Source organism: Nitratireductor sp. ZSWI3 (genome assembly GCF_024655565.1).
Taxonomy (GTDB): Bacteria; Pseudomonadota; Alphaproteobacteria; order Rhizobiales; family Rhizobiaceae; genus Nitratireductor.
On the sequence record NZ_JANKOF010000096.1, the window covers coordinates 1 to 18755 of the forward strand.

Annotated in this window: 23 protein-coding genes; 12 read left to right on the forward strand and 11 right to left on the reverse strand. The window is 65.3% G+C overall.

Annotation, left to right across the window (positions count from 1 at the left end; translation table 11 throughout):
* From NUU27_RS21100 to NUU27_RS21115, 4 genes are all read right to left on the reverse strand, one after another.
* Positions 1–393, reverse strand: a 393-nt coding sequence (locus tag NUU27_RS21100) for a biotin/lipoyl-containing protein (RefSeq protein WP_257764229.1), incomplete at its 3' end; no start/stop codon positions are given.
* A 1-nt stretch (position 394) separates the two neighbouring features.
* Positions 395–1405, reverse strand: coding sequence for an alpha-ketoacid dehydrogenase subunit beta (locus tag NUU27_RS21105; RefSeq protein WP_257764230.1), 1011 nt, complete (start codon positions 1403–1405; stop codon positions 395–397).
* A complete protein-coding gene (locus NUU27_RS21110; RefSeq protein WP_257764231.1) occupies positions 1405–2439 on the reverse strand; it encodes a thiamine pyrophosphate-dependent dehydrogenase E1 component subunit alpha in 1035 nt (344 codons plus the stop codon). The genes NUU27_RS21105 and NUU27_RS21110 overlap by 1 nt, the downstream gene beginning before the upstream one ends.
* A 2-nt stretch (positions 2440–2441) precedes the next feature.
* Positions 2442–3770, reverse strand: coding sequence for an NAD(P)H-dependent oxidoreductase (locus tag NUU27_RS21115; RefSeq protein WP_257764232.1), 1329 nt, complete (start codon positions 3768–3770; stop codon positions 2442–2444).
* Positions 3771–4120: 350 nt separating this feature from the next.
* Between NUU27_RS21115 and NUU27_RS21120 the strand changes: the two genes are divergently transcribed.
* Complete coding sequence (locus NUU27_RS21120) at positions 4121–4366, forward strand: hypothetical protein (protein WP_257764233.1); 246 nt, start codon at positions 4121–4123, stop codon at positions 4364–4366.
* Positions 4367–4558: 192 nt separating this feature from the next.
* On the opposite strand, the gene NUU27_RS21125 is transcribed toward NUU27_RS21120, so the two are convergent.
* Both NUU27_RS21125 and NUU27_RS21130 read right to left on the reverse strand, forming a co-directional pair.
* The gene (locus NUU27_RS21125) at positions 4559–5440 is read right to left on the reverse strand and encodes a lytic transglycosylase domain-containing protein (protein ID WP_257764234.1); all 882 of its coding nucleotides are present in this window, start codon (positions 5438–5440) and stop codon (positions 4559–4561) included.
* A 50-nt stretch (positions 5441–5490) separates the two neighbouring features.
* On the reverse strand, positions 5491–6306 hold the full coding sequence (locus NUU27_RS21130) for a lytic transglycosylase domain-containing protein (protein ID WP_257764235.1): 816 nt from the start codon (positions 6304–6306) through the stop codon (positions 5491–5493).
* Between the two features lie 305 nt (positions 6307–6611).
* Between NUU27_RS21130 and NUU27_RS21135 the strand changes: the two genes are divergently transcribed.
* The 4 genes from NUU27_RS21135 to rpsP all read left to right on the forward strand — a co-directional run bounded on the left by NUU27_RS21135 (position 6612) and on the right by rpsP (position 9914).
* Positions 6612–7232 carry a DUF1236 domain-containing protein gene (locus NUU27_RS21135; RefSeq protein WP_257764236.1) on the forward strand — a complete coding sequence of 207 codons (621 nt, stop codon included), beginning with the start codon at positions 6612–6614 and terminating at the stop codon, positions 7230–7232.
* A 286-nt stretch (positions 7233–7518) separates the two neighbouring features.
* Complete coding sequence (gene ffh / locus NUU27_RS21140) at positions 7519–9072, forward strand: signal recognition particle protein (RefSeq protein ID WP_257764237.1); 1554 nt, start codon at positions 7519–7521, stop codon at positions 9070–9072.
* Between the two features lie 8 nt (positions 9073–9080).
* The gene (locus tag NUU27_RS21145) at positions 9081–9419 is read left to right on the forward strand and encodes a chorismate mutase (protein ID WP_257764238.1); all 339 of its coding nucleotides are present in this window, start codon (positions 9081–9083) and stop codon (positions 9417–9419) included.
* A 75-nt stretch (positions 9420–9494) separates the two neighbouring features.
* On the forward strand, positions 9495–9914 hold the full coding sequence (gene rpsP / locus NUU27_RS21150) for a 30S ribosomal protein S16 (protein ID WP_257764239.1): 420 nt from the start codon (positions 9495–9497) through the stop codon (positions 9912–9914).
* A 289-nt stretch (positions 9915–10203) separates the two neighbouring features.
* Here the strand turns inward: rpsP and NUU27_RS21155 are convergent, their stop codons facing one another.
* Positions 10204–11238 (reverse strand): aspartate-semialdehyde dehydrogenase, encoded by a 1035-nt coding sequence (locus tag NUU27_RS21155; RefSeq protein WP_257764240.1) that lies wholly within the window; start codon positions 11236–11238, stop codon positions 10204–10206.
* A gap of 374 nt (positions 11239–11612) precedes the next feature.
* On the opposite strand from NUU27_RS21155, the gene NUU27_RS21160 reads away from it, so the two are divergent.
* The 3 genes from NUU27_RS21160 to NUU27_RS21170 all read left to right on the forward strand — a co-directional run bounded on the left by NUU27_RS21160 (position 11613) and on the right by NUU27_RS21170 (position 12681).
* Positions 11613–12008, forward strand: coding sequence for a DUF6152 family protein (locus NUU27_RS21160; RefSeq protein WP_257764241.1), 396 nt, complete (start codon positions 11613–11615; stop codon positions 12006–12008).
* 18 nt (positions 12009–12026) lie between these two features.
* A complete protein-coding gene (locus NUU27_RS21165) occupies positions 12027–12473 on the forward strand; it encodes a hypothetical protein (RefSeq protein ID WP_257764243.1) in 447 nt (148 codons plus the stop codon).
* Between the two features lie 61 nt (positions 12474–12534).
* The gene (locus NUU27_RS21170) at positions 12535–12681 is read left to right on the forward strand and encodes a peptide ABC transporter permease (RefSeq protein ID WP_257764244.1); all 147 of its coding nucleotides are present in this window, start codon (positions 12535–12537) and stop codon (positions 12679–12681) included.
* A gap of 106 nt (positions 12682–12787) precedes the next feature.
* Here NUU27_RS21170 and leuB read toward each other — a convergent pair whose 3' ends face one another.
* The 3 genes from leuB to leuD all read right to left on the reverse strand — a co-directional run bounded on the left by leuB (position 12788) and on the right by leuD (position 15363).
* Positions 12788–13900 (reverse strand): 3-isopropylmalate dehydrogenase, encoded by a 1113-nt coding sequence (leuB, locus tag NUU27_RS21175; protein WP_257764245.1) that lies wholly within the window; start codon positions 13898–13900, stop codon positions 12788–12790.
* 456 nt (positions 13901–14356) lie between these two features.
* Positions 14357–14767, reverse strand: a complete 411-nt coding sequence (locus tag NUU27_RS21180) for a RidA family protein (RefSeq protein ID WP_257764247.1) — start codon at positions 14765–14767, stop codon at positions 14357–14359.
* Positions 14758–15363 carry a 3-isopropylmalate dehydratase small subunit gene (gene leuD / locus NUU27_RS21185; protein WP_257764249.1) on the reverse strand — a complete coding sequence of 202 codons (606 nt, stop codon included), beginning with the start codon at positions 15361–15363 and terminating at the stop codon, positions 14758–14760. The genes NUU27_RS21180 and leuD overlap by 10 nt, the downstream gene beginning before the upstream one ends.
* A gap of 116 nt (positions 15364–15479) precedes the next feature.
* On the opposite strand from leuD, the gene NUU27_RS21190 reads away from it, so the two are divergent.
* Together NUU27_RS21190 and NUU27_RS21195 are read left to right on the forward strand one after the other, a co-directional pair.
* Positions 15480–16370, forward strand: coding sequence for a CoA ester lyase (locus tag NUU27_RS21190; RefSeq protein WP_257764250.1), 891 nt, complete (start codon positions 15480–15482; stop codon positions 16368–16370).
* Complete coding sequence (locus NUU27_RS21195; protein WP_257764252.1) at positions 16367–16573, forward strand: DUF1737 domain-containing protein; 207 nt, start codon at positions 16367–16369, stop codon at positions 16571–16573. Before NUU27_RS21190 ends, NUU27_RS21195 begins: the two co-directional genes overlap by 4 nt.
* 34 nt (positions 16574–16607) lie before the next feature.
* On the opposite strand, the gene NUU27_RS21200 is transcribed toward NUU27_RS21195, so the two are convergent.
* The gene (locus NUU27_RS21200) at positions 16608–17030 is read right to left on the reverse strand and encodes a metallopeptidase family protein (RefSeq protein WP_257764254.1); all 423 of its coding nucleotides are present in this window, start codon (positions 17028–17030) and stop codon (positions 16608–16610) included.
* A gap of 293 nt (positions 17031–17323) precedes the next feature.
* Here NUU27_RS21200 and ybgF point away from each other — a divergent pair, with 293 nt between their 5' ends.
* A complete protein-coding gene (ybgF, locus tag NUU27_RS21205; RefSeq protein ID WP_257764255.1) occupies positions 17324–18310 on the forward strand; it encodes a tol-pal system protein YbgF in 987 nt (328 codons plus the stop codon).
* A gap of 8 nt (positions 18311–18318) precedes the next feature.
* On the forward strand, positions 18319–18755 hold a 437-nt coding region (gene tilS / locus NUU27_RS21210; protein WP_257764257.1), incomplete at its 3' end, for a tRNA lysidine(34) synthetase TilS.

An 18755-nucleotide genomic window follows, 5' to 3' on the forward strand; every position in this document is an offset into this window, starting at 1 on the left:
CGAGGCGCGCACGCCGGCGACCTGCGCCCGCCCCTCGTCCTCATCTTCTCCCCGCTCGCGGGGCGCTTGCGCCGCCACCGTCGGCGCCTTTTCCGTTTCTCCCTTCACCGGGAGAGGGTGGTCTGCGGGCGCCGGCGTGTCGGCCACCGCCTCGCCTTCCTCGTAGATCCAGGCCACCGCTTCGCCGACCGGAATGTCGATGCCTTCCCGGCCGGTGATGTTGCGGATGATGCCGCTTGCCGGCGAATCGATCTCCATCGCCGCCTTGTCGGTCTCGATCTCGAACAGGAGATCGCCCTTCCTGACGATGGCTCCCTCCTCGACATGCCAGCTCGAGATGCGCCCGGTCGACATGTCCATGTCGACCTTGGGAAGAATGACCTCGACCGGCATCTCAGCGCGCTCCGGTGGCGAGTTCGCGCGCCGCCCTGACGATGCCGTCCACCTGCGGAACCGTTGCCTTCTCCAGCTCCGGATTGTAGGGGATCGGCGTTTCCGCGCCGCCGAGGCGCACGATGGGCGCGTCGAGATAGTCGAAGGCCTCGCTCTCGGCGATCATCGCCGACACCTCGGCCCCTACGCCGAGCGTCTTGACTCCCTCATAGACGCACATCAGCCGCGACGTCTTGCGCACGCTCTCGATGACGGTGCGGCGATCCATCGGGCGCACCGTGCGCAGGTCGATCACCTCCGCGTCGATGCCCTCGCCGGCAAGCGTCTGCGCCGCTTCCAGCGCCTTGTGCACCATGATCGACGTGGCGACGATGGTGAGGTCGGAGCCGGCGCGGCGGATCTCCGCCTTGCCGATCGGCACCGTATAATAGCCCTCCGGCACCGGGCCCTTCATCTTGTAGAGCAGCTTGTGCTCGAAGATCATCACCGGATCGGGATCCTCGACCGCCGCCAGCAGCATGCCCTTGGCGTCGTGCGGCGTCGCCGGCTGGATGACCTTGAGCCCGGGCACATGGCCGAGCCAGGCCTCCAGGCTCTGGCTGTGCTGCGCGGCCGCCCCGGTGCCCGAGCCGGCCGGGAAGCGCATCACCACCGGCACCGAAACCGCGCCGCCCAGCATGTAGCGCATCTTGGCGGCCTGGTTGACGATCTGCTCCATGCCGAGCGTGGCGAAATCCGAGAACTGGAACTCGAAGATCGGCCGCAGACCGGTGACGGCCGCGCCGACGGCCACCCCCGCTCCGCCGAGCTCGGAGATCGGCGTGTCCATCACCCGTTCCGTCCCGAAGCGCTCGACCAGATCGCCCGTCACCTGAAAGGCGCCGCCATAGACGCCGATGTCCTCGCCCATCAGGAACACGCGCTCGTCGCGTTCCATGGCGATGGCCATGGCTTCCTGGATGGCCTGTGCGTAGCTCAGCTCGCGCACGGCTGTCTCGACCATCGCGTCCATCAGGCCTGCTCCGTGTAGACGTATTTCTCCAGATTGGCGACCTCGGGCATCGGGCTCTCCTTGGCGAAGGCGATGCCGGCGGCGATCTCCCTGCGCACGTCCTCGCGGATCGCCTCGATGCCTGCCGCATCGATGATGCCGAACGCCACGAGCTCTTCCTCGAAATGCTCGATCGGGTCGCGCTCGCTCATCCACTCCTCGATCTCTTCCTTGGTGCGGTAGCGGTTGCGATCGCTCTTGGAATGGCCGCGATAGCGGTAGGTTTTGCACTCGATCAGCGTTGGACCGTCGCCGCGGCGCGCCCGCTCGATCGCCTCGTGCGCGGCCTCGGCGACGTCGGCCACCGAATTGCCGTCGACGATGACGCCCGGCATCGCATAGGCCGCCGCGCGGTCGGCGATGTTCGCGACCGCCGTCGCCCGCGCCACCGAGGTCGACATGCCGTAGCCGTTGTTTTCGCAGACGAAGACGACGGGCAGCTTCCAGATCGCCGCCATGTTGAGCGCCTCGTGAAAGGCGCCCTCATTGTTGGCGCCGTCGCCGAAGAAAGAGACGACCACCCGGCCGGTTTTCAGCTTCTTGGCCGTCAGCGCCGCCCCGACGGCGATCGGGATGCCGCCACCGACGATGCCGTTGGCGCCGAGATTGCCCTTCGAGACGTCGGCGATGTGCATCGAGCCGCCCCGCCCCCGGCAATAGCCGGTGGTCTTGCCGAAGAACTCGGCGAACATGCGCGACACCTCCGCCCCCTTGGCGATCGAATGGCCATGACCGCGATGCGTGGAGGTGATCTGGTCGTCGTCGCTGAGGCCGAGGCAGATGCCGACGGCGCTCGCCTCCTGGCCGATGGACAGGTGCATCGTGCCGTGGATCAGGCCGCGCATGTAGCTTTCCTCGGCGCCCTCCTCGAACTGGCGGATCAGATACATCTTGCGCAGCGCGTCGCGCAGCGTCTTGTGATCGTAGTGCCGGTACAGGAACGGCTGGTTGGCGCCGGCCGGTTCGCCGGCGCCGTTCTTCGCTTTGCCGGCCATGTTCAGGCTCCTGTGGTGCCGTAGACGAGCTTGTCCTGCCGGGCGCGCAGCTCGGCGATCTTCGAACCGGCCGGCGGCGCGGCGTTGTCGTATGTGATGAGCTCGCCCTTGGCGATGGGTCTGGTGACGGTGCCGCCCTGCAAGAGACCGCAGGGTATGGCCTTGGCGGCACGCGCCTCGCCGGCCGTCATCACCCAGGCGCGATAGGCGTACTCGCCGATGGCGTCGAGCGTGTCCCCGGGCTTGAGATCCTTCTTGGCGACGGCACAGACCTCGGCCACCGGCTTGTCGAGCGGCACCATGTCGGCCTTGCCGTAGAGCACCACGCGGGCGCAGGTCAGCGGCACCTCCAGCGAGGTCAGGTGATAGGGTCTGTGGAAGGTGAAATAGGGGCCCTTGCCCATCTTCAGGTCTTCCATGCGCTCCGAAATACGCGGATGCGACATGTCGGCGACGACGAAGACGCCCGGCGCCACGCCCTTGCCGATCGAGTAGTCGACCACACCGACGCGCGACAGCACGCCGCCGTCCTTCTCCGGCACCAGCACGGATGAAAGCTGGTCGAGCGTCGCCTTCGGTCCGTGCATGCCCGGCTTGTCGGGCACCAGGCCGGTGGCGTTGGCGATCGCCGCCATCTCCACCATGGTCTTGGAGCCGTCGACGAATTCGACCAGCATCCGCACATTCATGTTGCGGCGCTTCGCCTCTTCGGCGTAATCGTCCGGCACGGCGTCGATGTTGAGCGGGTTGTTCTTGCCCTTGCCGGCGGCGACGATCGTATGCCCCATGGCCGAGACGAACTCGATCAATTCCATACAGGAGGAGGGTTCGTCGCCGGCGCCGAGCGAATAGGTGACGCCGAGCCTTTCGGCCTCGCTCTTCAGATAGGCGCCGATGGTCACGTCCGCCTCGACATTCATCATGACGAGGTGCTTGCCGTGCTCCATTGCCCTGAGGCCGATCTCGGCACCCACGGCGGGCACGCCCGTCGCGTCGATCACCACGTCGATCAGCTCATTGTTGATCAGCAGGTCCGCGTCGTCGGTGACGGCCACCTTGCCGGCCTCGATGGCCTGCGTCATGGCGGACTGGCCATTCACTTCCCTGGCGTGGCCCTTTTCCTGATAGGCTATGTCCACCGCTCTCGATGCGGCGGGCAGGTTCAATTCGGAAATGGCGCCGATCTCGATGCCCGACATATGGGCGACGCGCGTGACGATGTCGGTTCCCATCTCGCCCGACCCGACGAGGCCGATGCGGATCGGCTTGCCGGACCTGGCCCGATCCTCGAGATCCCGGGCAAGACCGGTGAGCGCAACATTGGCAGGCATTTTTGACCACTCTCCCAGATGGACGTTTCCTCACCCAGAGGCTTATTGAACATATGTTTTAGTGTCAATACGAATGTCCAATTGATCGCGAGGATGGCGGCTCCCGGCCGCGCCCCTCCATCGCCACCCGGCAGACGGCCGGCGAAACCTCGATTTTCCGCCTCTGAGCACCAGATCATAACATTTCAACATTTGTGAACGCTCTGTTTCCAATTTATGGCCTGATAAAACGCACCATCGATCCCCAGATAACGATCACAGCCGAGGAACCACTCTGCTGGAAAGGTAATAAATGTTCTTCCATGAAGGAAGTTACATAGCCTTATTATGAGGCAATAGGAGTATTAGAAATGAAGACCGTTATCTCTGCTATTGTTGTTTCCACATTTCTTGCTGCACCGGCTTTTGCAATTGAGCCGATCCAGGGAAGCATGACCTATAATGAGTCGTCCAACGCTACTCTTACGAAGAGCCCGGTCGGTTCGGTCATTCAGCATCAGTTTACTTCGAACGGAACTGATTATCGTGAGCTCTATGTTGTCGGCAATGACGGCCGTCCCCAGCTCGTCACCCGCGACGTAGCCAACAACAGCTAAGCTTCACGCCATCTGTTGCAATCAGGCCCGGGCAGGTTCCCGGGCCTTTTTGCGTCGAAAGATGGATGGAATGCCTCTACCGGCCGACCGTCGCAAGGCAGTTTCCTCGATAAGTATAACGATCGGTACAAAAGATCGGGCCCAAGTGAAAATCCCGCGTCCGATCCGCCCCTTTCAAGCACAGTTCCGACTTCATCTGTTGCGCAGCACGACGCAGGGTTGGCCGCCCCGCTGCAGGCGCTCGCAGATGCGCGCCGCCTCGACGCGATCGGCAGCGCCGATGCGCACGGCATAGATGCCGCGCCACCCGCGCGGCGAGCGCACCCGGCTGACCGCCGGCTGATAGCCGGAAAGCAGGGCTTGATGCCGGCGGCGCGCCTGTTCCCACAGATTGATCGCCACGTCACGGCGAAAATGGCCGGCGATCTGCACACCCCAGGGCTGGACCGGCACGTTGGCCATGGCAACGACCGTCCGCGCGGTGACCGGCAGGCTCCGGCAGGCCTCGTCGAAGGGCTTTTGCCCGTCAAGCGGCTCGATCTTTGCCGAGCGTGCCCTGTCGATGAAGACGTCGACCGGCTCGCCGAGAATCGACAGAACGTAATTTTCCGTCTCGATCGGCAGGAACCCGCCGGCCGAGAGCCAGCGGGCGACACGGTTCTCGCCCGCATTGTAGGCGGCGGCGGCGAGGCCCAGATTGCCGAATTTTTTCTTGAGTTCGGCAAGATAGGCGGCCGAGGCCGGAATCGCCTGCTCGATGTCGAAAGCATCCTTCAGCCCGCGCAGCGCCGCGGTGCCCGGCATGAACTGCGCCACGCCCTCGGCGCCCTTCGGGCTCACGGCATTGGGATCGAACCGGCTCTCCTTCCACAGAAGGCGGGCCAGGAAGGCGGCCTCGAGGCCGTGCTTGTCCGCGTGCGTCTCGATCAGGCGGCAGACCGAGGCGAGCGGAGCCGCGCTCTTCGGCTTGTCCTCTTCCGCGCGGCTCGCTGTCGGCGCGAAGCACACGGCCAGCGCCGCGACAAACCCGGCCAGGCCGCAGAACCTGAATTCACGGGTCGCCGATGCCCACATGCTTTCGCTCCATCCGCGAAGGCAGCGGCCCTGAACCGCCCCGCGGCGGTTCAGCCATCGATCTCCTTGCCGATGATGGCGATGGCCTGCTGATAGACGCTGGCCGCGTTCCAGCCCTGGATGGCGCGGAAATTCACCTCGCCGGGCTGATAGCCGCCGCCGGCCCGCCAGCCATGGGCGCGCAGGAAATTGGCGGTCGAGGCCAGGGCGTCCGCCGAGGAGCGGATCATGTCGACACGGCCGTTGCCGTCGCCGTCGACCGCGTATTTGAGCGCGTTGCCGGGCAGGAACTGCGTTTGGCCGATCTCGCCATGGGCGGCACCCTTGGCGGCCGGGTCCAGCATGCCGCGGTCGACCATCTCCAGCGCGCCATAGAGATGGCCGGTGAAGAATTCCGGCCGCCGGCAGTCATAGGCCAGCGTGGCGACGGCCGAAACGATGTTCTGATTGCCGAGATAACCGCCAAAGCCCGTTTCCATGCCCCAGATGGCGATCAGCGGGCCGGCCGGCACGCCGTAGCGGCGCTCGATATTGGCGAAGAGCTGGGCGTGCTTCTTCTTCATGCCCTTGCCGCGCGAAATGATGGCGTTGGCACCGCGCTTCTGCATGAACGAATTGAGCGACAGCTTGAAGCTCTTCTGCCCCCGGTCGGCGGCGATGGTCTTGCTGGCGTAGCGCGTGCCGGCGAGCGCATCGAGACCGCGCCTGCCGATGCCGCGCGCCGCGGCCTGACGGCTGAAATCGGCCTTCCAGGCCTCGAATCCGCCGGCGCCGGTCCCGCATTGGGCCGCTGCATTGGATTCCGCCACGAGAATTGATGCACAAACAGCCGCGGCTAGAAAAACCGCTCGGCCCCCGAAAGCCATGTCGCTCTCCTCAAGATAAAACCGGCCATAATAATTGATCCTGCCACCGATCGCCCGCCGTGTCACCGGACCGCAACCGGCCCGCACCTAGCACGATCGTCGTTACCGATCCGTTTAGCATCCCTCTCCGGCCGCAAGGCAAGAGCCGGCGTTGTGGAATCACATCTTCATCGCCCATGCCGCCGTCCGGCTCCCCGCCAGAACGCAGACTTGCGGCGACTCCGGTCCTGTTCGCTGCGATTTCGCGGAACCATTTCCGCCCGGGATGGTTGCTTGCCCGAAGCGGACGAGAAGGAGTGAAAACAATGCGACACATGTTCCTGAAGAGTACCGCCGTCGCTGCCACGCTGATCGCCTTCACCGGCCTCGCCGCGGCCGAGGTGGTGGCAGTCGCCACGACGGATCTCAACATCCGTTCGGGCCCCGGCCCGCAATATCCCATCATCGGCGCCATCGGCAGCAACGAGGAAGCCGTGATCGAGGGCTGCCAGGAAGGCAGCAAATGGTGCATGGTCACCCATGACGGACTGGAAGGCTGGGCTTATTCCGATTATCTGACCGCGCCGTTTGGCGGATCGGAAAGGGTGATCGTCACCGAACGCCCGCCCGAGATCCTGCCCTCGATCTCCTATGAATCGACCGCCAGCGTCGAAACCAGGCCCGTCCATGGCGAGCTGATCGGCCGCAAGACGGCGCTCGGCACCATCGAGCCGATCCCGGCACCGCCCCCCGCGGTGCGCACCTATGTCGAGACCAACACCTTCGACCCCGTCTATCTCGAAGGCGAAGTCGTGATCGGCGCGACCCTGCCCGAGACGGTCGAGGTGCACGAGATACCCGATTACGAGTACCGCTATGTCTATGTGAACGAGCAGCCGGTGCTGGTCGAGCCGCAGACGCGTGAGATCGTCTACGTGCTGCGCTGACCGACCGTTGCCCTGACGGGAGAACGCCGCCGCGTCCGCTGGCGGCGTTCTTCTTGACTCCGGCGCCTTTTTCCTGTCTACAGACGCCGAATTTCCGCGACGAGTGAGAACTCCGAGCAGCCGACCAGGGCGCCTTTCCGGCGGAGAGGACCGATCCTGGAGGTCAACACCCGGCAGCGCGATGCGCCCCCGGGTGCCTTTCGGCTTTGCGCAAGGTTTGAAGGCGCGCCGCGGATGCATTACCTCTCGCATCACACGAAAATGATGCGAGACATGAGGAACGCGGATGTTTGAATCGCTCCAGGAACGCCTTGGTTCCATCCTGAACGGCCTGACCGGCCGCGGCTCGCTGTCGGAGGCGGATGTCGCCGCGGCGCTGCGCGAGGTGCGCCGGGCGCTGATCGAGGCGGACGTCGCGCTGGACGTGGTGCGTTCCTTCACCGACCGGGTGCGCGAGAAGGCAGTCGGTGCGGAAGTCCTGAAGTCGATCAAGCCCGGCCAGATGGTCGTCAAGATCGTCCATGACGAGCTGGTCGAGATGCTCGGCGCCGAGGGCGAGACCATCGACCTGAACGCGCCTGCCCCGGTCGTCGTCATGATGGTCGGCCTGCAGGGTTCGGGCAAGACCACCACCACCGGCAAGATCGCCAAGCGCATGAGCGAGCGCCAGGGCAAGAAGGTCCTGATGGCTTCGCTCGACACGCGCCGCCCCGCCGCCCAGGAACAGCTCAGGCAGATCGGCGAGCAGACCGGCGTCGCCACGCTGCCGATCGTTGCCAACCAGTCGCCGGTCGACATCGCCAAGCGCGCCGTGCAGGCCGGCAAGCTCGGCGGCCACGACGTGGTGATCCTCGACACGGCCGGCCGCACCCATATCGACGAGCCGCTGATGGTCGAGATGGCCGACATCAAGCGCGCCGCCAACCCGCACGAGATCCTGCTGGTCGCCGATTCGCTGACCGGCCAGGACGCCGTCAACCTCGCCAACAATTTCAACGACCGCGTCGGCATCACCGGCCTCGTCCTCACCCGCATGGACGGCGACGGGCGCGGCGGCGCGGCGCTTTCCATGCGCGCCGTCACCGGCAAGCCGATCAAGCTGATCGGCGTCGGCGAGAAGATGGACGCGCTGGAGGAGTTCCATCCCCGCCGCATCGCCGACCGCATCCTCGGCATGGGCGACATCGTCTCGCTGGTCGAGAAGGCCGCCGAAACCATCGACGCGGAAAAGGCCGCGGCGATGGCGAAGAAGATGCAGGACGGCAAGTTCGATCTGAACGATCTCGCCGACCAGCTTCGCCAGATGCAGAACATGGGCGGCATGGGCGGCATCATGGGCATGATGCCCGGCATGGGCAAGATGAAGGACCAGATGGCCGCCGCCGGCCTCGACGACAAGATGTTCGGGCGCCAGATCGCCATCATCCAGTCGATGACGCCGAAGGAGCGGGCCAACCCGGATCTTCTCAAGCACAGCCGCAAGAAGCGCATCGCCGCCGGCTCCGGCACGGATGCGGCGCAGATCAACAAGCTCCTGAAGATGCACCGCCAGATGGCCGACATGATGAAGGCCATGGGCGGCAAGGGCCGCAAGGGCGGCATGATGCGCGGCCTGATGGGCGGCATGGCCCAGAAGATGGGCCTTGGTGGCGGCCTTGCAGGCGGCATGCCGGACCTGTCGAAGATGGATCCGAAGCAGCTCGAGGCCCTGCAGAAGCAGGCCGAGGCCGCCGGCCTCGGCGGCGGTATGCCCAAGGGCCTGCCCGGCCTTCCGGGCGGTGGCCTGCCCGGTCTGCCCGGTCTGCCCGGCGGCCTTCCCGGCCTGCCGAAGAAGAAGTGAGGGAAAGGATGAGCAACGACACGGACGCGGTGAAAGCCAGGCTTCTCGAGCTGCGCGCTTCGATCGACAACATCGACGCGGCGCTGGTTCATATGCTTGCCGAGCGTTTCCGCTGCACCAAGGCCGTCGGTCATCTCAAGGCGACGCACGACCTGCCGCCGGCCGACCCGGAGCGCGAGGCGAGGCAGATCGCCCGCCTGCGCCGGCTCGCCGACGAAGCCCATCTCGACCCGGATTTCGCGGAGAAATTCCTCAACTTCATCATCCGCGAGGTCATCCGCCATCACGAAGCCATCGCCGAGGAACACGGCAATGGCGCACGCGGGCAGGATGGACCCCGGACATGACGACCATCACAGCGCATATCGCATGAATTCCGGCACGACTGCCGGCTTGAACGCCATTATCGAAAGGAAGAAAACATGGCACTGAAGATCCGTCTGGCCCGTGCGGGCTCCAAGAAGCGTCCCTACTACCACATCGTCGTTGCCGACGTGCGCAGCCCGCGCGACGGCCGCTTCATCGAAAAGCTCGGCTCCTGGAACCCGATGCTGGCGAAGGACGCCGAGCGCGTCTCCTTCGATGAGGAGCGCGTGAAGCATTGGCTCGCCAACGGCGCCCTGCCGACCGATCGCGTCCTGCGCTTCCTCGACCAGGCCGGCATCGCCAAGCGCCCCGAGCGCAGCAACCCGAAGAAGGCCGAGCCGGGCAAGAAGGCGCAGGAGCGCATCGCCGCCGCCAAGCAGGCCGAGGAAGAGGCCAAAGCCGCCGCTGCCGAAGCGGAAGCCGCTGCCGCCGAGGCTCCGGCGGAAGAGGCCGCCGGCGAGGAAGCCGCGAGCTGAGCAGCTTCACGGAACCGGAATGCGAATGGCGGGCCGCAAGGTCCGCCATTTTTTGTTCAGAGCTGCTTTTCGAAGGGATGGCACCCGCCCCTCATCCCCCTGCCGGGACCTTCTCCCCGTGAACGGGGAGAAGGAGGATAATCGCGACATGGGCGACCCCCTCTCCCCGCTTGCGGGGAGAGGGTAAGGGTGAGGGGCGAGCGCCGACCCTCTGCAAAAGCAAGCGCGAAAGAAAAAGGCAGGCCCGAGAGCCCGCCTTTTCATCACTTCGATCGTGAACGGAGCCGCCTCAGGCGGCCTGCTTCTTCGGCTGGATCAGCCCGCGCGCGACGAGAAGCTCGGCGATCTGGATCGTGTTCAGCGCCGCGCCCTTGCGCAGATTGTCGGAAACCACCCACATGGCCAGCCCGTTGTCGACCGTCGGGTCCTCGCGCAGCCGGCTGATATAGGTGGCATCCTCGCCGGCGCTTTCGTAGGGCGTCACGTAGCCGCCGTCCTCGCGCTTGTCGATCACCTGGCAGCCGGGCGCTTCGCGCAGGATCTCGCGCGCCTCGTCGGCCGTGATCGGCTTGTCGAACTCGATGTTGACGGCCTCCGAATGGCCGATGAACACCGGCACGCGCACGCAGGTGGCGGTCAGCTTGATCTTCGGATCGAGCATCTTCTTGGTCTCGGCCACCATCTTCCACTCTTCCTTGGTGAAGCCGTCCTCCATGAAGACGTCGATATGCGGGATGACGTTGAAGGCGATGCGCTTGGTGAACTTCTTGTTGGAGATCGGATCGGCGACGAACACGGCGCGCGTCTGCTCGAAGAGCTCGTCCATGCCTTCCTTGCCGGCGCCCGACACCGACTGATAGGTCGAGACCACCACGCGCCTGATGGTCGCCGCGTCATGCAGCGGCTTCAGCGCCACGACGAGCTGCGCCGTCGAGCAGTTCGGATTGGCGATGATGTTCTTTCTGGTGAAGCTTTCCACCGAGTCCGGGTTCACTTCCGGCACGATCAGCGGCACGTCGGGGTCGTAGCGCCAGGCCGACGAATTGTCGATGACGACGCAGCCCTGCTTGCCGATCTTCGGCGAATATTCCTTCGAGACCGAGCCGCCGGCCGACATCAGGCAGATGTCTGTGTCGGAGAAATCGTAGGATTCCAGCGCCTTCACCTTCAGCGTCCGGTCGCCATAGGAGACTTCCGTGCCGACCGAGCGGCGCGAGGCGAGCGGCACGACCTCATCGGCCGGGAAGCCGCGCTCCTCGAGGATGTTGAGCATTTCGCGGCCGACATTCCCGGTGGCGCCGGCGACAGCTATCTTGAAACCCATCTGGCTAAAACTCCTGTCCCTCTCCGCTTGGCTTTGTTGGAAGCCCGCCGGCCTGAGCGGGCGCCTCCTCCCCGGCTGAGCCCGGGGAGAGAACGAGCAGCCAGGAGGATCAGACCGTTTTGGTGGTCGTTTTGGCCGTCGTTTTGGTAAAGCGGAAACCCGCGCCGCCGTTCCCGGCAGCGTTCGAGAAGCTCGGTGCATGGGACGCCGCAAGGCGAACGCGCATGGTCAGAAGTCTCCGTTTCCGGGCGCTGTTTTACGCCGAATCGGGCCGAAGTCAATGCGCCGGCCCGGTGCTTTGCGGAATGTGGGTTGACGTGGGCCGGTGCCGCCATAGGCTTCCTGTCGGCCGAACGCAATCTATGGAGCCTGCCATGAGAAGCGAAATGCCGCGACGCGCCCGCACGGGGGCGCCACCGCTCTTCCTTGCGATCCTGCTGCTCACCGCGCCGGCGCTCGCCCATCACGGGTGGTCGTGGACCGAGGACGGGCAGTTCAGGCTGGAGGGCGTGATCACCGACATCTACATCGGAAATCCCCACGCCACGCTGGACGTGGATGTCGAGGGAGAGGTCTGGCGCGTCGAGCTGGCACCGCCCTCGCGCACCATCGCCGCCGGCTTCGATGAAGATGCGGCCGCTCCGGGCGACACGGTGGTCGCCATCGGCAACCGCTCGCGCGATGAAGGCGAACGCCGCATGAAGGCGGTCCGCATCATCGTCAACGGCAACACCTACGATGTCTATCCCGGCCGGGTCGCACCGGGCTGACGGAGGCGGGGCGGGACGGTGGAGTTCCTGTCGGCGATAGAGGCCAGCGCGCCGATCGAGGCGTTCAAGAGATCCTTCTACGTCTATCCGCTGGTGAACGCCCTGCATGTGCTGTCGATCGGCGCGCTGTTGACCGGCGTGCTCCTGATGGACCTGCGCATCCTCGGCCTTTTCCCGGCGCTGCCATACGCGCCCTTCGTGCGGCTGATGCGGCGCCTGGCCCTGCTCGCCTTTCTCGGTGCCGCCGCCTCGGGCATCTCCATGTTCTGCGTGCGGGCCACGGAGTATGTCGTCAATCCCGCCTTCCAGCTGAAGATGCTCCTCATCCTGCTGGCGGGAGCCAACATGCTGGTTTTCCTCCGCCTGGCGGCAAATCCGGACGCTCCGGCCCGCCCCCTTGCGCTGGTCTCGGTTTTCCTCTGGCTGGGCGTGCTCGTCTGCGGACGCTTCATCGGCTTCCTCTGATCTCCCTCGCAGGCCGGAACTTATGTCTCCGGCGCGGGTTTCGAAGAGAGAGGAGACGACCATGCTGGAAGAACGTGATCGGACCCGGATTTCCGGCGAAGAGGCCCGGCAGGGGCACATCGTGCTGCGCACGCCGCTGCGCCGGGCGATCTTCGTGGCCGGCCTTGCCGGCATCGTCTTTCTGGCGCTGCTGTTGGCGCTGGTCTAGAGCGGGAGGAAAAGTGTGAGCGGTTTTCCGCCCGCATCCCGCTCTGACTTTTTGAAAACGATCGCGTTTATGATCTTGGATTGATTCAATTCAAGATCATCGCGATCTAGCGCATCATCGCCCGGTACTTTGCCGCGATCGCATCGCCCATGGCCGAGGTGCCGACCTCGCTTGCGCCGTCAGACATGATGTCCTTCGTCCGCAGGCCGTCGTCGAGCACGGCCGCGATCGCCTGCTCCAGGCGATCCGCTTCCTCGACCATGTTGAAGGAATAGCGCAGGCACATGGCGAAGGAGGCGATCATCGCGATCGGATTGGCGATGCCCTTGCCGGCGATGTCGGGCGCCGAGCCGTGCACGGGCTCATAGAGCGCCTTGCGGCTGCCGGTCTTGGCGTCGGGCGCGCCGAGCGAGGCCGACGGCAGCATGCCGAGCGATCCGGTCAGCATCGCCGCCACGTCCGACAGCATGTCGCCGAACAGGTTGTCGGTGACGATCACGTCGAATTGCTTGGGCCAGCGCACGAGCTGCATGCCGCCGGCATCGGCCAGCATATGGGTCAGCTCGACATCGGAATATTTCGCCTTGTGGGTCTGGGTGACCACTTCCTTCCACAGCACGCCGGACTTCATCACGTTGTGCTTTTCCATGGAGCACACCTTGTTGCTCCTCGTGCGCGCCAGCTCGAAGGCGACGCCGGAGATGCGCTCGATCTCGAACGTGTCGTAGACCTGCGTGTCGATGCCGCGCTTCTGGCCGTTGCTCAAGGTCACGATCTCCTTCGGCTCGCCGAAATAGACGCCGCCGGTGAGCTCGCGCACGATCAGGATATCGAGGCCCTCGACCACCTCCGGCTTGAGTGAAGAGGAGGCCGCCAGGGCCGGATAGCAGATCGCCGGACGCAGGTTGGCGAACAGCTCCATCTCCTTGCGCAGCCGCAGGAGGCCGGCTTCCGGACGCACTTCATAGGCGACGCCGTCCCACTTCGGCCCACCGACCGCGCCGAACAGCACGGCATCGGCCGCCATGGCCTTTTCCATGTCGGCGTCGGAGATGGCCTGGCCGTGCGCGTCATAGGCGCTGCCGCCGACGAGCCCTTCGTCGGTCTCGAAACCGGCATCGAACTCGGCATTCATCATGCCGATCAGCTTTTTGACCTCGGCCATTGCCTCCGGGCCGATGCCATCACCCGGGAGAAGGAGAAGTTTGCGCGTTGCCATGGAATGCCTCTCGAACAGAATTCGAGGCACTTGCTAATGCGCCGCGCGTCATTGCGCAAGGCTGACGGCCCACGAACCGGTACGGTTGCGCCGGAGCATCGGGCGAAAAAGCGGGAACCGTTTTCTCGCATGGTACACGACGCAATGTCGCCCACCACGCCGGCTGCCGGCACAGGATCGTCCCGGCTGGAGCGGGGTCTGGTGGTCAGGTATGGATCCTCGGGTCGGAGCCCGAGGATGACGAGCGGGTGTGGAGGAATGATGCTAATCATCAACCTTTACGATTGACGCAAGCGCCTGTGCAATTCGTCATCCTCGGGCTCCGACCCGAGGATCCATGCCGGAACGGTGCAAAGAAGCGCCGGGCGGCGTGCGGGCATAGTGTCGTACACCCTGGGTTCTTCGGTCACCCGATGCTCAAGTTATTGGAATCGATCAACTTATCCGAGTTTAGAGTCAGATGGGCCTACGCGCCGTCACCTCGATCTCGATCTTCATCTCCGGCTCGTTGAGCTCGCAGATGATCATCGTGGCGGCGGGCCTGATGTCGCCGAAGGCCTCCCCGAGGATCGGAAAGACGCGCGACACATAGGACCGGCTGGTCACGTAATAATGCGCGCGCACCACATCGGCCAGTTCGAACCCGCCCTCGGTGAGGGCTGCCCGGATGGTGGAGAGGCAGTTGCGCGTCTGCTCCTCGACGCTCTCAGGCATGGACATGGTGGCATAGTCGTAGCCGGTGGTGCCGGACACGAAGCACCAGTCGCCATCGACGACGGCCCGGCTGTAGCCGGCGGTCTTCTCGAAGGGAGAGCCCGTGGAGATGAGGCGGCGCCCGCCGCCGCCCTCGCCCGACCCTACGCCCATGGATGGCTTGCCGCGTATTTGTGCTCGAAGGTCTCGATCGCCGGCGCCTTCTCCATGGTCAGGCCGATGTCGTCGAGGCCGTTCAGCAGGCAGTGGCGCTTGAAGGCGTCGATCTCGAACTTGACCACGCCGCCGTCGGGGCCGCGGATCTCCTGCTCCTCCAGGTCGACCGTCAGCGTCGCGTTGGCGCCGCGCTGCGCGTCGTCCATCAGCATGTCCAGCTCTTCCTGGCTCACCTTGATCGGCAGGATGCCGTTCTTGAAGCAGTTGTTGTAGAAGATGTCGGCGAAGCTGGTGGAGATCACGCAGCGGATGCCGAAATCGAGCAGCGCCCAGGGCGCGTGCTCGCGGCTTGAGCCGCAGCCGAAATTGTCGCCGGCCACCAGGATGGTGGCGTTGCGATAGGCGGGCTTGTTGAGCACGAAATCCGGGTTCTCGGTGCCGTCCTCGTTGTAGCGCATCTCGGCGAAGAGACCGGTGCCGAGGCCGGTGCGCTTGATCGTCTTCAGGTAATCCTTGGGGATGATCATGTCGGTGTCGACATTGACGATCGGCAAGGGCGCGGCGACGCCCGTCAGCTTGGTGAACTTGTCCATGAATCCCGGTCCGTTGTCTGCTCGGCCATTTTTTACGCCGCCTCTCCTTACACAAGCGGGCCCCGCAAAGCAAAGCTCTCTTGCGCTGAGGGCGTGCCTGCGTCATGAAACGGGCCATGCAGCAACCGACCGTTCAGCTCCGCCGCTCCGTCCTTTATGTGCCCGCCAGCAACGAAAAGGCGCTGCGCAAGAGCGCGTCGCTCGCCTGCGATGCGGTGATCTTCGACCTCGAAGACGCCGTCGCTCCCGGGGAAAAGGTGGCGGCGCGCGAGCGCCTGCGCGATTTTCTCGCCGGCAAGGATCGGCCCGGCTGCGAGATCGTCGTGCGCATCAACGCGCTCGCCAGCGAGTGGGGCACGGAAGACCTGCTCGCCGCGCGCGCGGCCAGGCCCGATGCGATCCTGCTGCCGAAGGTGGACGGGCCGAAGGATGTGCTGGAAGCCGATGCCGCGCTCGACGAGACCGACGCGCCGCGCGCGCTGAAGCTCTGGGCGATGGTCGAGACGCCGCGCGCCGTGCTCAATCTGGGGCCCATCGCCGAACTCGGTCGCGATCCGGCGGCCCGGCTCACCTGCCTCGTCGCCGGCACCAACGACCTGGCAAAGGACACCGGCATCGCCCTGACGCCGGACCGGCGCCACCTGGCGCCCTTCCTGTTGCAGATGGTGATGGCCTGCCGGGCCGGCGGACTGACTGTCCTCGACGGCGTGTCCAATGATTTCCGCGATCTCGAAGCGTTCGAGGCCGCCTGTGCCGAGGCGCGCGCCATGGGCTTCGACGGCAAGACCCTGATCCATCCGGCGCAGATCGGCCCCGCCAACGCCGTCTTCGCCCCGTCGCCGGAGGCTGTCGCCGAGGCCGAAGCCATCGTCGCCGCCTTCGCGGAACCGGAAAACCGCGGCCGCGGCGTCATATCGCTCGACGGCAGGATGGTCGAGCGCCTGCATCTGGAGATGGCGCGCGGCCTCCTGGCCCGCGCACGAGCAATCACGGAGAGACAAAGATGAAGCTTTATCGATTCCTGAGCGGGCCGGACGATTCCAGCTTCTGCCACAAGGTCACCGCCGCGCTCAACAAGGGCTGGCACCTGCACGGCTCGCCCACCTATGCCTTCGACGCGGAGGCCGGCGCCATGCGCTGCGGTCAGGCGGTCTGCAAGGAGATCGACGGGCTGGACTACACGCCCGACATGAAGCTCGGCGACTATTGAGGCTGCCCGCCCCGTCCGCCGTTCGAACGGTCTCTCAGACCACCGTGTCCTCGATGCGCGCCATGTCGTCGTCCGACAGGCCAAAATGGTGGCCGACCTCGTGGATCAGCACATGGGTGACGATGTCGCCCAGCGTTTCCTCGTTCTCGGCCCAGTAATCCAGGATCGCGCGGCGGTAGAGCGTGATGCGGTTCGGCCCCTCGCCCGTCGCCGGGTTCCAGCGCTCGGCGATGCCGCGCCCCTCGAAAAGGCCGAGCAGGTCGAACGGGGTCTCCAGCGCCAGGTCGTCCATGATCTCCTCGGTCGGAAACTCGGCGATCTGGACGATGATCTCCCCCGTCAGCTCGCGGAAGTCCTGCGGCAGCTTTGCGTAGGCTTCGAGCGCAAGAAGCTCCATCTCCTCGAGCGACGGCGAGAGCTGGTCTTCCCAGGAGCGTGTCTGATAGATGCGTGCCATTCCTTATCCTTTGAGGCGCCATATAGCGGCTTCCCTCCCCGCTTTCGAGAGGGAAATGGTGCAAGGCGCACGGCAAGGCATCCGGAACAATCAAAATTTGGCCGAAGTCTCCGGCCCTGATAAAGAGCAAAACGGGGCAGGAACGGCCCTGGTGGTGCGATCCCAACAGATGGTGCCCATCTGTTGGGAAAAATCGCCCCACCAGATCAACAGCTTGTGGGCTGACTTGTCGAAACAGATGGGTACCATCTGTTTCGGTCAGACCACTGGTTTAGTGCGAAAGCGAGATTGGAATGTTTTTGCGAACGGTTCTGTGCGGCGCGCTGGCGTTGCCGCTTCTTATGGCCGGATCGGCACTGGCCCTCGATTTCGGGGGCCGGCCCGGTGACGGCATGCCACGGCCGCAGGCGGCCGTGCTGAAGCCTGCGGAGCGGAATGGCGGTTACGTCGTTCTGGCGCAGGCGGGTGATCCGCGCGTCACCGGGCTGGAGGAGCAGTTGCGCCAGCTCAACGGACGTGTGGAGGAGCTCAATTTCCAGATCCTGCAGATGCAGGATCAGCTTCGCCGCCTGCAGGAAGACAACGAGTTCCGCTTCCAGGAACTCGAGAAGAACGGCGGCGCCGCGGGCGCCAATGCCCCTCAGAACAGGACGGAGGCGACCCCGCCTCCGCCCGGCAGCGCTCCGGGTCAGGACGCCGGCACCGGCACCGCCTCCAACGAGGCGCCCACCCGTGGCGAGCCGCCGCGCACGCTGGGCAGCGTCCGCTTCGATGCCGACGGCAACATCCTCGGCGGCGAGGTTGGCGAGCCGGTCGATCTGACGCAGCCCCGTCAACCCGATCAGGGCGAACCGGACAGCGGTCAGGGCAGCGACGTCGCCGCCCTACCCTCGGCGGACAATCCCGAGGAGCTCTACCGCAATTCCTACGAGTTCATCCTGTCCGGCGACTACAAGACCGCCGAAGCAGGCTTTCGCCAGCACATCGAGCGTTTTCCGCAGGATACCCGCACGGCCGATGCGCATTTCTGGCTCGGTGAAGCCCTGCTCGGCCAGAACCGCTATCGCGATGCGGCCGAGGTCTTCCTGCGCGCCAGCCGCGACTATCCGAACACCAGGAAGGCGCCGGACATGCTCCTGAAGCTCGGCATCTCGCTTGCCGCCATGAACCAGCGCGACGTGGCCTGCGTCACCTACAACGAAATCGGCCAGAAATACCCCGACATCTCCGGCGCGCTCAGGGAGCGGGTCAAGCAGGAGCAGGCGCTCGCGGGTTGCTGAACCCGGCGATGCCCAAACCGACACACACCCCCTTCGGCGGACTTTTCGACGATTTCGCGCTCGACGGGCATGACCATGTCCTCGCAGCGGTCTCCGGTGGCGGCGATTCCCTCGCCCTTCTTCTCCTCCTCAAGGATTTCCTCGACGCCCTTCCCGGCGCCCCGGCGCTGACGGCGGTCACCGTGGACCATGGCCTGCGTCCGCAGGCGGCGGCCGAAGCACATCAGGTCGCCGAGTTCTGCCGGGCGCGCGGCATCGCCCACCGCACCATGGTCTGGCACGGCCGCAAGCCAGCTTCCGGCCTCTCCGCCGCCGCCCGCGAGGCGCGGCTCGACCTTCTGGCGCAGGCTGCCCTCGATCGCGGCGCGCGCATCGTCTTCACCGGCCACACCCGCGACGACCAGGCCGAGACCGTGTTCATGCGGGCCGGGCGCGGCAACGGCCG

Coding starts and splice junctions, on each gene's coding strand:
- NUU27_RS21105 (WP_257764230.1), bottom strand. CDS start 1,405: ATGGACGCGATGGTCGAGACAGCCGTGCGCGAGCTGAGCTACGCACAG.
- NUU27_RS21110 (WP_257764231.1), bottom strand. CDS start 2,439: ATGGCCGGCAAAGCGAAGAACGGCGCCGGCGAACCGGCCGGCGCCAAC.
- NUU27_RS21115 (WP_257764232.1), bottom strand. CDS start 3,770: ATGCCTGCCAATGTTGCGCTCACCGGTCTTGCCCGGGATCTCGAGGAT.
- NUU27_RS21120 (WP_257764233.1), top strand. CDS start 4,121: ATGAAGACCGTTATCTCTGCTATTGTTGTTTCCACATTTCTTGCTGCA.
- NUU27_RS21125 (WP_257764234.1), bottom strand. CDS start 5,440: ATGTGGGCATCGGCGACCCGTGAATTCAGGTTCTGCGGCCTGGCCGGG.
- NUU27_RS21130 (WP_257764235.1), bottom strand. CDS start 6,306: ATGGCTTTCGGGGGCCGAGCGGTTTTTCTAGCCGCGGCTGTTTGTGCA.
- NUU27_RS21135 (WP_257764236.1), top strand. CDS start 6,612: ATGCGACACATGTTCCTGAAGAGTACCGCCGTCGCTGCCACGCTGATC.
- ffh (WP_257764237.1), top strand. CDS start 7,519: ATGTTTGAATCGCTCCAGGAACGCCTTGGTTCCATCCTGAACGGCCTG.
- NUU27_RS21145 (WP_257764238.1), top strand. CDS start 9,081: ATGAGCAACGACACGGACGCGGTGAAAGCCAGGCTTCTCGAGCTGCGC.
- rpsP (WP_257764239.1), top strand. CDS start 9,495: ATGGCACTGAAGATCCGTCTGGCCCGTGCGGGCTCCAAGAAGCGTCCC.
- NUU27_RS21155 (WP_257764240.1), bottom strand. CDS start 11,238: ATGGGTTTCAAGATAGCTGTCGCCGGCGCCACCGGGAATGTCGGCCGC.
- NUU27_RS21160 (WP_257764241.1), top strand. CDS start 11,613: ATGAGAAGCGAAATGCCGCGACGCGCCCGCACGGGGGCGCCACCGCTC.
- NUU27_RS21170 (WP_257764244.1), top strand. CDS start 12,535: ATGCTGGAAGAACGTGATCGGACCCGGATTTCCGGCGAAGAGGCCCGG.
- leuB (WP_257764245.1), bottom strand. CDS start 13,900: ATGGCAACGCGCAAACTTCTCCTTCTCCCGGGTGATGGCATCGGCCCG.
- NUU27_RS21180 (WP_257764247.1), bottom strand. CDS start 14,767: ATGGGCGTAGGGTCGGGCGAGGGCGGCGGCGGGCGCCGCCTCATCTCC.
- leuD (WP_257764249.1), bottom strand. CDS start 15,363: ATGGACAAGTTCACCAAGCTGACGGGCGTCGCCGCGCCCTTGCCGATC.
- NUU27_RS21190 (WP_257764250.1), top strand. CDS start 15,480: ATGCAGCAACCGACCGTTCAGCTCCGCCGCTCCGTCCTTTATGTGCCC.
- NUU27_RS21195 (WP_257764252.1), top strand. CDS start 16,367: ATGAAGCTTTATCGATTCCTGAGCGGGCCGGACGATTCCAGCTTCTGC.
- NUU27_RS21200 (WP_257764254.1), bottom strand. CDS start 17,030: ATGGCACGCATCTATCAGACACGCTCCTGGGAAGACCAGCTCTCGCCG.
- ybgF (WP_257764255.1), top strand. CDS start 17,324: ATGTTTTTGCGAACGGTTCTGTGCGGCGCGCTGGCGTTGCCGCTTCTT.